Source organism: Kribbella flavida DSM 17836 (assembly GCF_000024345.1).
Taxonomy (GTDB): Bacteria; Actinomycetota; Actinomycetes; order Propionibacteriales; family Kribbellaceae; genus Kribbella; species Kribbella flavida.
This window is the reverse complement of sequence record NC_013729.1, coordinates 254631-268986: the sequence shown is the minus strand read 5'-3', so window position 1 is coordinate 268986 and position 14356 is coordinate 254631. Positions and strand designations below refer to the sequence as shown.

The following is a 14356-nucleotide window of genomic DNA, read 5'->3' as shown; positions in this document are numbered from 1 at the left end:
TGCGGCCGGACGGGCTGCCCGGAAGCGGCGGCCCGTCGCGGAGGTTGAGCGACGGGACGGGGTCGGCCGCCGCTCGGCGGTCGAGTCAGGGTCGGCGTTCAGGCGGACGAGCGTGGCACGAAGCAGGCGAGGCGGTCAGAGCAGGCCGCGGTGGGCCGCCCAGACGATCGCTTCGATGGCGGTGCCGAAGCCGAGGCGGTCGCAGGCGGCCCTGGTTCGGCGGCGGACGGTCCGCTCGGACAGATCGAGCCGGCGGGCCACCGCGTCCATCGGCAGCCCGGTGGCGAGCAGCCGCAGCAGCTTGAGGTCTTCGTGGCTGATCTCTCGTGGCAGGGCCGGCTCGGGCGTCGCCCGCGGCAGCCCACACTGGTGGGTGGCCCGGAGGAACCCGCAGTGCTCGGACGCCCGGGCGAGGTCGCTCAGCTCCGGACGTGGCCGGGTCTCGTTGTGCAGGACGGTCATCGGATCACCTGGTTCCGAACACCCGGGACTCGGCGGCGTCCCAGTCGGCCGGTCTACCTTGCGGCTCGTAGCGCCGCAGTCGATGGGTCGCGCGGACCAGCGCACGCATCGCGTCCAGGTCCGGCAACGGTTCCCCCAGGGCGCGTGCCTGGACCAGCACGTTGCCCAGCGCGGACGCCTCGACGGGACCGGCGAGCACCGGCACCCCGCAGGCGTCTGCGGTCAGCTGGCAGAGCAGCTCGTTCTGCGAGCCGCCCCCGATCACGTGCACGACGTCGACCTCACGCCCGGCCACCTGCTGCGCGCGCCGCAACGTCCGTCGGTAGGCCAGCGCCAGACTCTCCAGCACGCACCGCACGATCACGGCGCGCGACGTCGGCGGCTCCTGCCCGGACTGAGCGCAGAACTCCGCGATCCGGGCCGGCATGTTGCCTGGCGCAAGGAACGACGGATGGTCCGGATCGACCAGGACGCCGAAGGCGGGAACGTCCGCGGCACCCTTCAGCAGCTGCACCAGGTCGTCGGTCCCCCACACCCGCAGGCACTCCTGCAGGATCCACAGGCCCATCACGTTCTTGAGGAAGCGCGTCCGGCCGTCGACGCCACCCTCGTTGGTGAAGTTCGCCTCCTGGGCCGCCGGGGTGAGCACCGGCTCGGGCAGCTCCAGCCCGACCAGCGACCAGGTGCCGGAGGAGATGTACGCGAACCGATCACCCGCGGCCGCCGGCACCGCGACCACCGACGAGGCCGTGTCGTGGGAACCGACCGCGATGACGGGTGTCGTGGCGTCGAGCCCGGTCTCCTCGGCCACCTCCGGAAGAACCGGCCCGATCACCTGACCGGGCTCACGCAGTGGGGGCAGTAGCTCGAGGGGTACGCCGATGCGCCCAGCCAGGTCGGCGCTCCAGGTGCGGAAGCGTACGTCGTACAGCTGGGTGGTGGAGGCGTTGGTTGCCTCGGCGCCGGCGACACCGGTGAGCCAGTAGCTGAGCAGGTCGGGGATGAGCAACAGGCTCGTCGCGCGATCGAGGGCGCGCTCGGCGACGAGTTGGTAGATGGTGTTGAACGGGAGTTGCTGGAGCCCGGTGACCGCGTACAGGTCCTCGGCGGGGATCTTGCGCAGCACGCCGTCCATCACGCCGTCGGTCCGGGAGTCGCGGTAGTGCACCGGGTTGCCGAGCAGGCGGCCTTCGGCGTCGAGCAGCCCGTAGTCGACCGCCCAGGAGTCGATCCCGAGCCCGTCGAGCGGTCCGGTGCGGGCGGCTTCGCCGAGGCCGGCGAGAGTCTCCTGGTAGAGGCGCAGGATGTCCCAGTGCAGCGTCCCCTGGACCCGGACCGGGCCGTTGGAGAACCGGTGGACCTCACTGAGCTCCAGCGTGTCCGGACCGACGCGACCGACCATCACCCGGCCGCTGGACGCACCGAGATCAACCGCGGCCAACCGAAGGCTCATGGCGGCGAAGCTCCTTCTCTGACAGGTGATGCAGCGGGTCGTCCTCGGGCGGCGCGGTGGTCAGCTGGGGTCGACGACCTCCAGCGGGAGGTGCAGCAGGCTGGCGGTGGCCTTCAGCTCGGGGACCCTGTGGCCGGTGCCGAGGGCCCAGTGGTGGGCGACGCCGGAGGCCGACCAGGCGTCGGTCCACTCGCCGGGGTCGCAGCCGAAGTCGACGCGGCTGGTCGTGTTGCCGATCTGCAGCAGAGGGCCGGGAACGACAGTGCCTTCGGAGGCGATCATTTTGAAGGAACCGTCACGCAGCTGACCGAGGCCGAGCGCGGTGACCGGCCCGTGCGCCACGTCGAACTCGACCGAGACGCCCCAGCCGCGCTTGCCGTGGTAGACGCCGAGACCGCGCAGCAACGGCTTGGCCGAGCTGATCGCCAGGTGCGCCGGCCCGTCGTGGCCCATCTCGACCACGTTGTCGTGGAAGTTCAGCGCCTGCAGCTCGGTGAAGGACCCGCCACCGCCGAGCTTGTGCATCATCAGCATCGCCAGCGACGTGCGCAGCTCGTACTCGCCGGCGGCCGGCACCCCGCGGGCCGTCAGCAGCGACGCGCCCAGAATCATGCCGGCCGCGACCCGCTCGTGCGTCTCCCCGTCGAGCCCGCGGTGGTAGTACGCCAGCGAGTCCAGCTCGAAGTCCTCGACCAGCCGGTCCAGCGCGACCGAGACCGTCGCTCCCCAGCGGAAGTCGTGCTCGACCACCGACTCGTCGAGCGTGAAGACGTCCTGGGCGACCTTCATCCGGGCCTCGGTCTCGGCCGGGGTCACCTTCTCCACCCGGACCCGCAGGTCGTCGATCTCCAGGATCTCCACGTGCCCACCGAGCTGCGCGGACACCAGGGTCGGATCCGTGATCACGTCCATCATGCCGGGGTAAAGATGCCCGAGCAGGCCGTGCCGCCCGTGCCGCAGCGCCGCCCGGACGCCGGCCGCCCGCAGCCAGCGGCCGATCCGGTCCCAGGCCCGCTCGTCCTCCAGGTAGCCGGACACGGAGCGGAAGTCGATCCCGCACCGTTCGAACGCGTTCGCCATCTCCGGCAGCGGACAGGCACCGCAGTACGCGAGCCAGGCTCCGGTGTCGAAGGTCGCGTGGTCCATCGCCTCGGTGGGCTGCAGGTTGAGCAGCAGCACGGGTGCACCGCTGCGCTGGGCGACCGGTACCAGCATCGACGCCGTCATGTAGGTCGTCAGGAAGCCGACGATCAGGTCGCAGTCCGCGAGCCGGAGCTTCTCCGCGGCCGCGGCACCCTCCTGGGCGTCCGAGATGAAGCCGGCGTCGACGACCTCGCAGTCGAACTCGGCGAACCGCTCGGAGACCCGTCGCGCCGACGCCTGCAGCTGCGGCAGCAGCTCCGGGAACTGCGGCCAGTACGCGCCGAGGCCGCCGGCCACCAGGCCGATCCGCGTCCTGCGCGGCTCGACCCACGGCAGCAGCCCGTTCCCGTCGACCGAGCGCGTCGGGTTAGTGCTCCACATACAAGGTCCTCCTCGGCACAGGGTGCGGGCTCAGCGCAGGAACGCGGCGGCGACGCCCGCGTCCACCGGCACGTGCAGCCCGGTCGTGTGGGACAGGTCGCCACCCGCGAGAGCGAACACGGCGGCCGCGACGTGCTCCGGCAGCACCTCCCGCTTGAGCAGCGTCCGCTGCGCGTAGAACGCGCCCAGCTCGGACTCCGGTACGCCGTACACCGCGGCCCGCTGCGCACCCCAGCCCTTGGCGAAGATGCCGGACCCGCGCACGACGCCGTCCGGGTTCACGCCGTTGACCCGGATGCCGTGGCCACCGAGCTCGGCCGCGAGCAGCCGGACCTGGTGTGCCTGGTCCGCCTTGGCGGCACCGTAGGCGACGTTGTTCGGCCCGGCGAAGACCGCGTTCTTGCTGGAGATGTAGACGATGTCGCCGCCGATCGCCTGGTCGATCAGCACCTTCGCGGCGGCCCGGGAGACCAGGAACGAGCCCTTGGCCATCACGTCGTGCTGCAGGTCCCAGTCCTTCTCGGTGGTTTCCAGCAGCGGCTTCGAGATCGACAGGCCGGCGTTGTTGACCACCAGGTCGACCCCGCCGAACGCCAGCACCGCCTGCTCGAACGCCGCGGCGACGGCCGCCTCGCTCGACACGTCCGCGCCGACCGCGATCGCCTGATCCGGGCCGCCGATCTCCTTGGCCACCGCCTCGGCCGCGGCGGTGTCGAGGTCGGCCACCACCACGCAGGCGCCCTCGGCGGCCAGCCGGTGCGCGATCGCCTTGCCGATGCCGGAGCCGCCGCCGGTGACGAACGCGATCCGGGTGGCCAGCGGCTTCGGCTTCGGCATCCGCTGCAGCTTCGCCTCCTCCAGCGCCCAGTACTCGATCCGGAACTTCTCCCGCTCGTCGATCGGCGCGTAGCTGGAGACCGCCTCGGCGCCTCGCATCACGTTGATCGCGTTCACGTAGAACTCGCCGGCCACGCGCGCGGTCTGCTTGTCCTTGCCGAAGCTGAACATGCCGACGCCGGGCACCAGCACGACCGCCGGATCCGCACCCCGCATCGGCGGGCTGTCGGGCTCGGCATGCCGGTCGTAGTAGGCGGCGTAGTCCTCGCGGTACTGCAGGTGCAGCTCCTTGAGCCGCGTGACCGCCTCCTCCAGGGGCGCGGCCGGCGGCAGGTCGAGCACGAGCGGCCGGACCTTGGTCCGAAGGAAGTGGTCGGGGCAGGACGTGCCCAACGCGGCCAGCTCGGCGAGCTTCTCGCGCGCGGTGAACTCCAGCACCACGTCGTCGTCGTTGAAGTGCCCGACCTGCGGGTTGCCCGTCGAGGCCAGGCCCCGGATCACCGGCGCCAGCGCCGCGGCGCGCTGCCGACGCTGCTCGGTCGGCAGCGCCTCGAACCCGGGCACGACCGCGCCGAACGGCTCGGCCTTGCCCCGCTCGGCCAGGAACCGCTCGGCCGTCCGGATGATCTCCAGCGAGTTCGCCTCGCACTCCGCCGAGGTGTCACCCCAGGCGGTGATGCCGTGGCCGCCCAGGATGACGCCGATCGCCTGCGGGTTGTCCCGCTTCACCTGCGCGATGTCCAGTCCGAGCTGGAAGCCAGGTCGCCGCCACGGCACCCAGACCACCCGGCCGCCGAAGCACTCGGCGGTCAGCTTCTCGCCGTCCGCGGCGGTCGCCAGCGCGATTCCGGAGTCAGGGTGCAGGTGGTCGACGTGCGGCGCGTCCACCAGGCCGTGCATGGCGGTGTCGATCGACGGCGCCGCGCCGCCCTTGCCGTGCAGGCAGTAGTCGAACGCGGCGACCATCTCGTCCTCGCGCTCGACGCCGGGGTAGACGTCGACGAGGGCGTTCAGCCGGTCCTGGCGCAGGACCGCGAGTCCCGCCGCGGTGAGGGTGCCGAGGTCACCGCCCGAACCCTTCACCCAGACCAGGTCGACCGGTTGCTGGGTCACCGGGTCGGTCGCGGTGCCCTTGGCGGAGGTGTTGCCGCCGGCGTAGTTCGTGTTCCGCGGGTCGGCACCAAGTCTGTTGCTGCGCGCAACAAGTTCGGCTGCAGTGTCGGTCACGGTCATGCTCCCCATCCGGCCTGCCGGCCGTCGGCTCGGTCCTTGCTGATCTGCTCGAAGTAGCCGCTGCGCCGGTACGCCGCGACCGGGTCCGGATCCATCCCCTGCTCGGCCCTCAGGTCGGCCAGCAGCGGGCGGACGTCGGTGTTGTAGGCATCCATCAGCGCCGCGTTGGCACCGAGCACGTCACCGTCGGCCTGCGCCTTGCGCAGCGCGTCGCGGTCGACCAGCAGCGCCTTCGCGGTGGCCTCCTGGACGTTCATCACCGAGCGGATGATGGCCGGGATCTTCGCCTCGATGTTGTGGCACTGGTCGAGCATGAACGCGATCCCGCGGTCCGGGTCGAGCGCGTCGCCGCGCACGATCTCGTTCATGATCCGGAACAGCTGGAACGGGTCCGCGGCACCGACCATCAGGTCGTCGTCGGCGTAGAACCGGCTGTTGAAGTCGAACGCGCCGAGCTTGTTCACCCGCAGCAGGAACGCCACGATGAACTCGATGTTGGTGCCCGGCGCGTGGTGCCCGGTGTCGATGCACACCGTCGCCTTCGGCCCGAGCTCCAGGCAGTGCGCGTACGACGTACCCCAGTCCGGCACGTCGGTGGTGTAGAAGGCCGGCTCGAACAGCTTGTACTCCAGCAGCATCCGCTGGTCGTCGCCGAGCCGGTCGTACACCTCCTTGAGCGCGGTGGCGAGCCGGTCCTGGCGGTCCTGGATGTCGTCCTGGCCCGGGTAGTTGGTGCCGTCGGAGAACCACAGCTTCAGGTCCCTCGAACCCGTCGCGTCCATGATGTCGACGCACTCGAGCAGGTGGTCGGTGGCCTTGCGACGGACCCGCGGGTCCGGGTTGGTCACGCTGCCGAGCTTGTAGTCGTCGTCCTGGAACACATTGCTGTTGATCGCGCCGAGCCGGACGCCCTGCTCCTTGGCGTACGCCGCCAGCGCCGCGTAGTCGTCGACCTTGTCCCAGGGGATGTGCAGCGCGACGCTCGGCGCCACCCCGGTGTAGCGGTGCACGACGGCGGCGTCGGCGATCTTCTCCTCCGGCGACCGGGGCACGCCGGGCTGGCTGAAGACCTTGAACCGGGTGCCCGAGTTGCCGAACGCCCACGAGGGCAGCTCGATCTCCTGCCGGCGCAGGGCGTTCTTCACAGCTTCGGTGGTCATGGCTTCAGTCCTCTGCGGGTGGGGTCAGGTGGAAGATCTCGCGGAGCAGCAGGAACGACTCGTCCGGCGGCCGGCCGTCGCTGCCGGCGAAGAACTGCTGCATCTCGGCCTGCCAGCGCGCGTTCACCTCGGTGGCCGCCATTGCCTTCTGCGCCGCCTCCAGGTCCTCGGCCTCGACGTACCCGATCAGCAGGCCGTCGTCGCGCAGGAAGAGCGAGTAGTTGTGCCAGCCGGCCTCGTGCAGCGCGGCCCGCATGTCGGGCCACACGTCGCGGTGCCGCTCGACGTACTCGTCCAGCCGGTCCGGCTTGACCTGGAGGCAGAAGCAGTAGCGGTTCACGGATGCTCCGGAGCGAGGTCAGAAGTTGAACTGGTCGATGTTGGCCGCGGTGAACTCGGTCGGCGGGCCGAGCACGATCTCGCCGGCCGCGCCGACGGTGTACTCGCCGAGCTTGCCGGCCTTGAACTTCTCGCCCTGCGCGCCGGTGATCTGGCCCGACTTGAGCGCCGCCCCGGCGTACGCGGCCAGGTAGCCGATGTCAGCCGGGTTCCACAGGGCGAACTTCTTCACCGTGCCGTCCTTGACGTACTGGCGCATCTGGTTCGGCAGGCCGAGGCCGGTGATCGCGACCTTGCCCTTGTAGCTGGACGCGCTGACATAGCGGGACGCGGCGGCGATGCCGACCGTGGTGGGCGAGACGATCACCTTGAGGTTCGGGTAGGACTGCAGCAGGCCCTGGGCCTCGGTGAAGGACTTCTGGTCGTCGTCGTTGCCGTAGGCGATCTTGACCAGCTTGAGCTTCGCGTTCTCCGGCTTGGCCAGCTCGGTCTTCATCACCTCGATCCAGGAGTTCTGGTTGGTCGCGTTCGGGGTGGCGGACAGGACGGCGATCTCACCGGAACCGCCGGCCAGTTCCTTGGCCATCTTCACCAGGCTCTCGCCGATGCCCTGGGTGGTCGCCTGGTTGATGAAGGCGTCCCGGCAGGTCTTGGCCGCGTCGGAGTCGAAGGTGACCACCTTGATGTCGGCCTTGCGCGCCTGGTTCAGCGACGGGCAGACCGCGTTCGGGTCGTTCGCCGCGACCACGATCACGTCCTGCTGCTGCTGGATCAGCGTGTTGATGTAGCTGACCTGGGAGGACGCGCTCGCGTCGTTCGGGCCGACCAGCTTGTACTCGCCCTTGATCTCGCCGACGGCCACCTTGCCGCCGCCGACCTCGACGTCGGTGTAGGGGTTGTTCAGCTGCTTGGGCAGGTAGGCGATCTTGAGGCCTTCCTTGAGCGGCGCGTTCGGGTCGGCCGCGGCCGAGGTCGTCGCACTCGGCGCCGCGGTGGCGTCGTTGGCGGTGCTCTCCTTGGTCGTGCCACCACCACAGGCGGTCAGCGCGAGGGACAGGACGGCCACCGTCGAGAGCGGTACCGCCGTACGGCGTGAGAGACGGAAAGACATGGGGTGTCCTTTCTGGACAGGTGGCCTTACAGGAGATCGGTGCGGTGCCGGCGCCGCTGCACCGCACCGCGGACGGCGTTCGCGAGGTTGGGGGCGAGCACGGACGCGATCAGCAGGACGCCGGTCACGACGTTGAGCGCCTCGTTGGACACGTCGGACAGGCGGAGTGCGTTCTGCAGCGACGCCAGCAGCACCACCCCGGCGATCACGCCGGGCAGGGCGCCCTTGCCACCGAAGATCGACACCCCGCCGAGCAGCACGGCCGCGACCACCGCGAGCTCGAGCCCGGCGCCGTTGTCCGCGCGGGCACTCGAGTACCGCAGGGTCCAGAGCACTCCGGCGAGACCCGCCACCAAGCCGCTCACGACGTACAGCCAGAACTTCAACCGGCCGGGCCGGACGCCGGCGAACCGGGCCGCCTGCTCGCTGGCGCCGACGGCGAACACCGCCCGGCCGATCGGGGTGGCGTGCAGAATCACTCCGAACACCACGGCCAGGGCGACGATCACGATCAGCACGTTCGGCAACGGCGTCCCGCCGATCGTCCCGGTGACCCAGTTGGTGTAGAGCGCGGGGAAGTCGGCGACCGCGCCGTCACCCAGGACGACGAAGGCCAGGCCGCGATACAGCGCGAGGGTGCCGATGGTGACGGCCAGCGAGGGCAGCCCGAGCACGGTGACGAAGAAGCCGTTCACCGCGCCGAGCACCGCTCCCAGCAGCAGGCAGACCGGGATGATCGTCTCGATCGGCTGGTTTGCGTTCCACAGTGAGCCCATCACCGCGCTGCACAGGCCGAGCGTGCTGGCCACCGACAGGTCGATCTCGCCGGTCACGATCACCAGCGTCATCGGCAGCGCGACCAGCGCGATCGGCAGCAGGTCGAGCACCAGGAAGCCGAAGTTCTGCGAGGTGCCGAAGTTGTCGACGGTCGCCGCGGCGACGGCGATCACCAGCACGGTGACCGCGATGATCGCGACGTTCCAGTTGGCGAACCGGCCGGCCAGGCCGGTCGGGTGGTCGGTGACCGCCGCGGTCTCAGCTGACATGGGAGCCTCGCTTCTTCAGCGTCGCGGCCACCCGGGCCGCGACCAGCCGGTCGGCGCCGATCGCCAGCAGGATCAGCCCGCCGACGATGGCCTGCTGCCAGAACTGGTTGATCTCCAGCACCGCGAGCGCGCTGCCGATCGTGGTCAGCAGCAACGCGCCGAGCGCCGCGCCCCAGACCGAGCCGCTGCCGCCGAAGACGGCGACGCCGCCGACGACCACCGCGGCCACGACGTTCAGCTCGTAGCCCGTGCCGGCGGCCGCGTCGATGGTGCCGAACCGGGCGGCGAACAGCACCCCGGCCAGGCCGGCGAGGGCGCCGCTGACCAGGAACGCGAGGACCGTACGCCGGCCGACCGGGATGCCGGCCAGCTCGGCCGCCTGCGGACTCGAGCCCATCGCGTACAGCTCGCGGCCGGCCCGGTAGTTGCGCAGCACCAGCCCGGTGACCACCAGGACCACGACCGCGATCAGCACCAGGAACGGCACGCCCAGCAGGGTCGCGTTGCCGAAGTCGAGGAACCCGCTGGGCAGCTCGTCGGCGTTGATCTGCTGGCCGCCGGCCCAGAAGTAGGTGATGCCGCGGACGACGTACAGCGTGCCGAGGGTGACCACGAGGGCGGGGACGTTGCCGTAGCGGACCAGAACGCCGTTGACGGTCCCGCACGCACCGCCGACGGCGGCACCGGCGAGCAGGGCCACGACGACCGGGAGGCCCGGGTTGTCCCGCAGCAGGGTGCCGACCGTGAAGGCGCTCAGGCCGAGCACCGAGCCGACCGAGAGATCGATGTTGCGGGTGATCACCACCACCGCCTGGCCGACCGCCAGAACGGCCAGGATCGCGGTGCCGAGCAGGATGTCGCGAATGCTCTGGGCGGACAGGAACCGGGGGTTGGAGATCGCGGTCACCGCGACCAGCAGGGCGAGCGCGAGCACGATGCCCAGCTCACGGGCCCGCAGCACCAGGTCGAGCGACGACCTGCGGGTGCTCACGCCGGGCAGACCGACGGCCGTCACACCGACACCTCCTGGCCGGTGGCGGCGAACATCACCGACTCCTCGGTGGCCTCCGCGCGGTCCAGCTCGGCGACCAGCCGGCCCTCGCGCATCACCAGCACGCGATCGGCCATCCCGAGCACCTCCGGCAGCTCCGACGACACCATCAGAACGGCGACTCCCTCCGCGGCGAGACTGGACATCAATCGGTGCACCTCCGCCTTCGTGCCGACGTCGATGCCCCGGGTCGGCTCGTCGACGATCAGCAGCTTCGGTGCCATCGACAACCACTTGGCCAGGACGACCTTCTGCTGGTTGCCACCCGACAGCGTGCCGACCTCGTCACTGAGCCGGCCGTACTTGGTCTTCAGTCGCTGGGTCCACTCCGTGGCCGACCGGCGCTCGCTGCCACCGGTCAGGAAGCCCAGCCGGGACAGCGCCCGGGACCGGGGCAGCGTCACGTTGCGCTCGATCGACAGCTCCATCACCAGGCCCTGCTGGCGGCGGTCCTCCGGGACGAGCGCGACGCCGGCGGCCATCGCGGCCCGCGGCGAGCCCGGCTTGAGCGTCCGGCCGCCGACCTTGACCGTGCCCCCGTCGCGCGGGTCCACGCCGAAGACGGACTGCACCACCTCCGACCGGCCGGACCCGACCAGCCCGGCCAGCGCGACGATCTCGCCGGCCCGGACCTCGAAGCTGACGTCGGTGAACACCGGGTCCCGGCGCAGGCCGTCGACCGACAGCACCACCGCGCCCGGCGTGACGTCCTGCTTGGGGAACAGCGCGTCGAGGTCGCGGCCGACCATCCGGCGCACCATCTCGTCGACGCTCAGGTCCGCCAGCAGGTCGGTGGAGACGTGCCGGCCGTCGCGCAGGATCGTGACCCGCTCGCACAGCGCGGTGATCTCCTCGAACCGGTGGGAGATGAACACCAGCGCGGCGCCGTCGTCACGCAACGACCGCGCGACGCTGAACAGCCGCTCGACCTCGACCCCGGTCAGCGCCGCGGTCGGCTCGTCCATGATCACCACCCGCGCGTCGGCGGAGAGCGCCTTGGCGATCTCCACCAGCTGCTGGTCGGCGATCGACAGGCCGCGGGCCGGCCGGTTCGGCGCGATCGCGACGCCGAGCCGGGTGAAGAGCTGCTCGGCCTGCCGCAGCATCGCCGTCCGGTCGACGGTTTTGAAACGACCCAGTGGCTGGCGGCCCATCGCGATGTTCTCCGCGACGGACAGGTCGGGGAACAGCGTCGGCTCCTGGTAGATCACCGCGATGCCGGCGGCCTTCGCGTCGGCCGGGGCGTTCAGCTCGACCGGCACGCCGTCCAGCTCCACGGTGCCGGAGTCCGGGCGGTGCACGCCGGCCAGCATCTTCACCAGGGTGGACTTGCCGGCGCCGTTCTCCCCGACCAGGGCGTGCGCCTCACCGCCGTACAGGTCGAAGGAGACGTTCTGCACGGCGGCGACGGCGCCGAAGGACTTGGAAATCTCGCGCAACCGCAGCACCGGAGCGTCCGCCGCCATCTGGCACCTCCGCATCCTCGACCGTTGTTGCTGAAAGGTTTCAAGAAGATTGCACGAAGGTAAGGGTGGGCGGCTGGCGTCGTCAAGACCGAAAGTGGAACTCTGTGGACAACGTGCCGCGAGGATTCCGCGCCCGGCCAGGTAGGCTTCGTCCGCTATCACGTTTCAACCGGGGAGGCCACGTGGCATCACCCAGCGCGGCAGGACGCTCCGGCGTGCCGGAGCCTGCCGCCGGTCGCGGCGGAGCCGGCTCAGGTCGCGGTGGGGGCTCGACGTCGCGTGCCGCTGCGGCAGCCCCTCGAGCCAGCGCCACCCCGGCTTCACGAACTGGCGCTTCCCCGAGCCCACGGACCGGCGCAGCACCGGCCGCCCGGAGCGGAGCGCGTACGCCGCGAGGTGGCGGCGCGGTCAAGCGGGTGCCGGCCGGGGCATCGCGGACGACCGCCGGCGAGCTGCCGGAGACCGGCACCACGGGCCGTCGTACGCGGGTCGCCGGCAAGCCTGCCGCGCGGAACCGCTCGCGTGGAGCTGCCGGGGTCAAGGACGTCGCTGCCGCCGCGGGCGTGTCGCTGGGCACGGTGTCGAACGTGCTCAACCGGCCGGAGATGGTCAGCCCGGCCACCCGGGCCAAGGTCGAGGCAGCGATGGAGTCGCTGGGCTTCGTGCGCAACGAGTCGGCGCGGCAGTTGCGCGCCGGCAGCAGCCGAATCGTGGCGTACCTGATGCTGGACGCCGGAAACCCGTTCTTCACCGACGTCGCCCGGGGTGTGGAAGAGGCAGCGCGCGAGGCCGGTCTCTCGGTCTTCCTGTGCAACAGCAACGAGGACGCCGGGCGCGAGGCCGACTACTTGGACTTGCTGGAGCAGCAGCGCGTCCAAGGCGTGCTCATCACACCGATCGACCCACACTCCAGCCGCATCGCGACGCTGCCACTGCGCGGTACGCCGGTCGTCGTGGTGGACCGGTCCCTCGACGACGCCCAGCACTGCTCGGTCGCGGTGGACGACGTGCTCGGCGGTGAGGTGGCGCTCACCCACCTGATCGAGCTGGGCCACGAGCGCGTCGCGTTCGTGGGCGGGCCGAACACCATCGGTCAGGTCACCGACCGCCGCGAAGGCGCTCGCAACGCCCTGGAGGAAGCCGGGTTGCCCGCGGAGAACCTGGTGGAGCTGACGACCGCCGCACTGACCGTCGCCGAGGGCCGCGGTGCGGGTCAGCGCCTCGCCGGGCTGCCGGCGGACCGGCGGCCGACGGCAGCTTTCTGCGCGAACGATCTGCTCGCGCTGGGCCTGCTGCAGCAGTGTGTGAGCCTCGGACTGCGCGTGCCGGAGGACCTGGCGATCGTGGGCTACGACGACATCGAGTTCGCCGCGGCCGCCGCCGTACCGCTGACCTCCGTGCGCCAGCCGCGCCAGCTGCTCGGCAAGACCGCCGCCGAGTTGCTGCTGGACGAGTCGTCCAACCCCGACCACGAGCACCAGCGCGTCACCTTCACGCCGGAGCTCGTCGTACGGACTTCCACCCGCGGCAAGACCTCTCGCTGAAGGCCGGTGTACTCGGGGCCCGGACCGCCACCACGGGACCGGGACTCTTCAGCGGCAGCAGTTTTCCAGAGCGCGTCCACAATACGAAACTGATCGTCTCACTACGTGACTCCGGTGCTTGACCTTGAGTGGACTCCAGATCGGATCGTGCTGGGCATGACTGATCTGAGAATCGCCCTGGGTGCGATGGAGTTCGGAATGCGCATCGACGAGCAGACCTCGTTCGCGCTGCTCGACCAGTACGTCGATGGCGGCGGCGAATGGATCGACACGGCCAACTGCTACGCCTTCTGGCAGGACCCGAGCGGTCACGGCGGGCAGAGCGAGGAGCTGCTCGGCCGCTGGTTCGCCAAACGGCCCGGCGTTCGTGACCGGGTCAAGCTGGCCACCAAGGTCGGCTGCGAACCGCTCTGGCCCGGCAGCTTCCCCGAGCACACCGAAGGGCTCAGCCAGAAGGCCGTCGACGCCGCGGTGGAGACCTCGCTGCGACGGATGGGCGTCGACCACATCGACCTGTACTGGGCTCACCGCGACGACCTGCAGACGCCGCTGGAGGAGACGGTCGCGGCATTCGGCAAGCACGCGGCGGCCGGCACGATCGGCCGAATCGGGCTCTCCAACTACGCGCTCTGGCGGGTCGAGCGCGCCCGAGCCATCGCCGAGCGGCTGGGCGTCACCGGCCCGACCGCCCTGCAGATGCGCTACACGTACCTGCAGCCGCGTCCCTTCGTCCGCGACCACGCCCACGACCACCGCTTCGGCTGGATCACCGACGAGATGCTCGACTACGCCGAGCAGAACCCCGAGCAGGACCTGTTCGCCTACAGCTCGCTGATGTCCGGCGGCTACGAACGCCCCGACCGGCCCTTCCACGAGGCCTTCGACCACCCCGGCTCCACCCGCCGCCTGCAGGCCCTCACCGAGGCCGCCGAATCCCTCGGCGTCACCCGCAGCGAGGTCGTCATCGCCTGGCTCACCGGCGGCTCCCCCAGCATCATCCCCATCGTCGGAGCCAGCACCTCCGCCCAACTCACCACCGCGCTCACCGCCGCCCGGCTCACCCTGCCCACCACCCTCCGAACCGAACTGGACGAACCCTGGTGAGCAGAACCATGTCCTGAAGGCTCCTC

General features: G+C 70.8%; 12 protein-coding genes. 2 read left to right on the top strand and 10 right to left on the bottom strand.

The window, feature by feature from the left end; genetic code table 11:
- Positions 1-135 precede the first annotated feature (135 nt).
- Genes KFLA_RS36170 through KFLA_RS01255 form a run of 10 tightly spaced genes read right to left on the bottom strand, consistent with a single transcriptional unit; the run spans position 136 to position 11682 of the window.
- Complete coding sequence (locus KFLA_RS36170; protein WP_012917946.1) at positions 136-462, bottom strand: helix-turn-helix domain-containing protein; 327 nt, start codon at positions 460-462, stop codon at positions 136-138.
- Between the two features lie 4 nt (positions 463-466).
- Complete coding sequence (locus tag KFLA_RS01295) at positions 467-1915, bottom strand: rhamnulokinase (RefSeq protein ID WP_012917945.1); 1449 nt, start codon at positions 1913-1915, stop codon at positions 467-469.
- A 60-nt stretch (positions 1916-1975) separates the two neighbouring features.
- On the bottom strand, positions 1976-3439 hold the full coding sequence (locus tag KFLA_RS01290; RefSeq protein WP_012917944.1) for an L-fucose/L-arabinose isomerase family protein: 1464 nt from the start codon (positions 3437-3439) through the stop codon (positions 1976-1978).
- Positions 3440-3469: 30 nt separating this feature from the next.
- A complete protein-coding gene (locus KFLA_RS01285) occupies positions 3470-5509 on the bottom strand; it encodes a bifunctional rhamnulose-1-phosphate aldolase/short-chain dehydrogenase (protein WP_012917943.1) in 2040 nt (679 codons plus the stop codon).
- A complete protein-coding gene (gene rhaI, locus KFLA_RS01280) occupies positions 5506-6669 on the bottom strand; it encodes an L-rhamnose isomerase (RefSeq protein ID WP_012917942.1) in 1164 nt (387 codons plus the stop codon). Before rhaI ends, KFLA_RS01285 begins: the two co-directional genes overlap by 4 nt.
- A gap of 4 nt (positions 6670-6673) precedes the next feature.
- On the bottom strand, positions 6674-7009 hold the full coding sequence (locus KFLA_RS01275) for an L-rhamnose mutarotase (RefSeq protein ID WP_012917941.1): 336 nt from the start codon (positions 7007-7009) through the stop codon (positions 6674-6676).
- An 18-nt stretch (positions 7010-7027) separates the two neighbouring features.
- A complete protein-coding gene (gene rhaS, locus KFLA_RS01270; protein WP_012917940.1) occupies positions 7028-8119 on the bottom strand; it encodes a rhamnose ABC transporter substrate-binding protein in 1092 nt (363 codons plus the stop codon).
- 26 nt (positions 8120-8145) lie between these two features.
- The gene (locus KFLA_RS01265; RefSeq protein ID WP_012917939.1) at positions 8146-9165 is read right to left on the bottom strand and encodes an ABC transporter permease; all 1020 of its coding nucleotides are present in this window, start codon (positions 9163-9165) and stop codon (positions 8146-8148) included.
- Complete coding sequence (locus KFLA_RS01260; protein ID WP_012917938.1) at positions 9155-10180, bottom strand: ABC transporter permease; 1026 nt, start codon at positions 10178-10180, stop codon at positions 9155-9157. The genes KFLA_RS01265 and KFLA_RS01260 overlap by 11 nt, the downstream gene beginning before the upstream one ends.
- Complete coding sequence (locus KFLA_RS01255) at positions 10177-11682, bottom strand: sugar ABC transporter ATP-binding protein (protein ID WP_012917937.1); 1506 nt, start codon at positions 11680-11682, stop codon at positions 10177-10179. Before KFLA_RS01255 ends, KFLA_RS01260 begins: the two co-directional genes overlap by 4 nt.
- Before the next feature lie 416 nt (positions 11683-12098).
- On the opposite strand from KFLA_RS01255, the gene KFLA_RS01250 reads away from it, so the two are divergent.
- Positions 12099-13226, top strand: coding sequence for a LacI family DNA-binding transcriptional regulator (locus KFLA_RS01250; protein WP_012917936.1), 1128 nt, complete (start codon positions 12099-12101; stop codon positions 13224-13226).
- Between the two features lie 156 nt (positions 13227-13382).
- Positions 13383-14330 carry an aldo/keto reductase gene (locus KFLA_RS01245; protein WP_012917935.1) on the top strand — a complete coding sequence of 316 codons (948 nt, stop codon included), beginning with the start codon at positions 13383-13385 and terminating at the stop codon, positions 14328-14330.
- The last annotated feature ends 26 nt before the right edge of the window (positions 14331-14356 follow it).

Bases quoted from the DNA above. Each gene is read 5' to 3' on its own strand.
- rhaI (WP_012917942.1), bottom strand. From the start codon at position 6,669: ATGACCACCGAAGCTGTGAAGAACGCCCTGCGCCGGCAGGAGATCGAG.
- KFLA_RS01290 (WP_012917944.1), bottom strand. From the start codon at position 3,439: ATGTGGAGCACTAACCCGACGCGCTCGGTCGACGGGAACGGGCTGCTG.
- KFLA_RS01295 (WP_012917945.1), bottom strand. From the start codon at position 1,915: ATGAGCCTTCGGTTGGCCGCGGTTGATCTCGGTGCGTCCAGCGGCCGG.
- rhaS (WP_012917940.1), bottom strand. From the start codon at position 8,119: ATGTCTTTCCGTCTCTCACGCCGTACGGCGGTACCGCTCTCGACGGTG.
- KFLA_RS01255 (WP_012917937.1), bottom strand. From the start codon at position 11,682: ATGGCGGCGGACGCTCCGGTGCTGCGGTTGCGCGAGATTTCCAAGTCC.
- KFLA_RS01285 (WP_012917943.1), bottom strand. From the start codon at position 5,509: ATGACCGTGACCGACACTGCAGCCGAACTTGTTGCGCGCAGCAACAGA.
- KFLA_RS01245 (WP_012917935.1), top strand. From the start codon at position 13,383: ATGACTGATCTGAGAATCGCCCTGGGTGCGATGGAGTTCGGAATGCGC.
- KFLA_RS01265 (WP_012917939.1), bottom strand. From the start codon at position 9,165: ATGTCAGCTGAGACCGCGGCGGTCACCGACCACCCGACCGGCCTGGCC.
- KFLA_RS36170 (WP_012917946.1), bottom strand. From the start codon at position 462: ATGACCGTCCTGCACAACGAGACCCGGCCACGTCCGGAGCTGAGCGAC.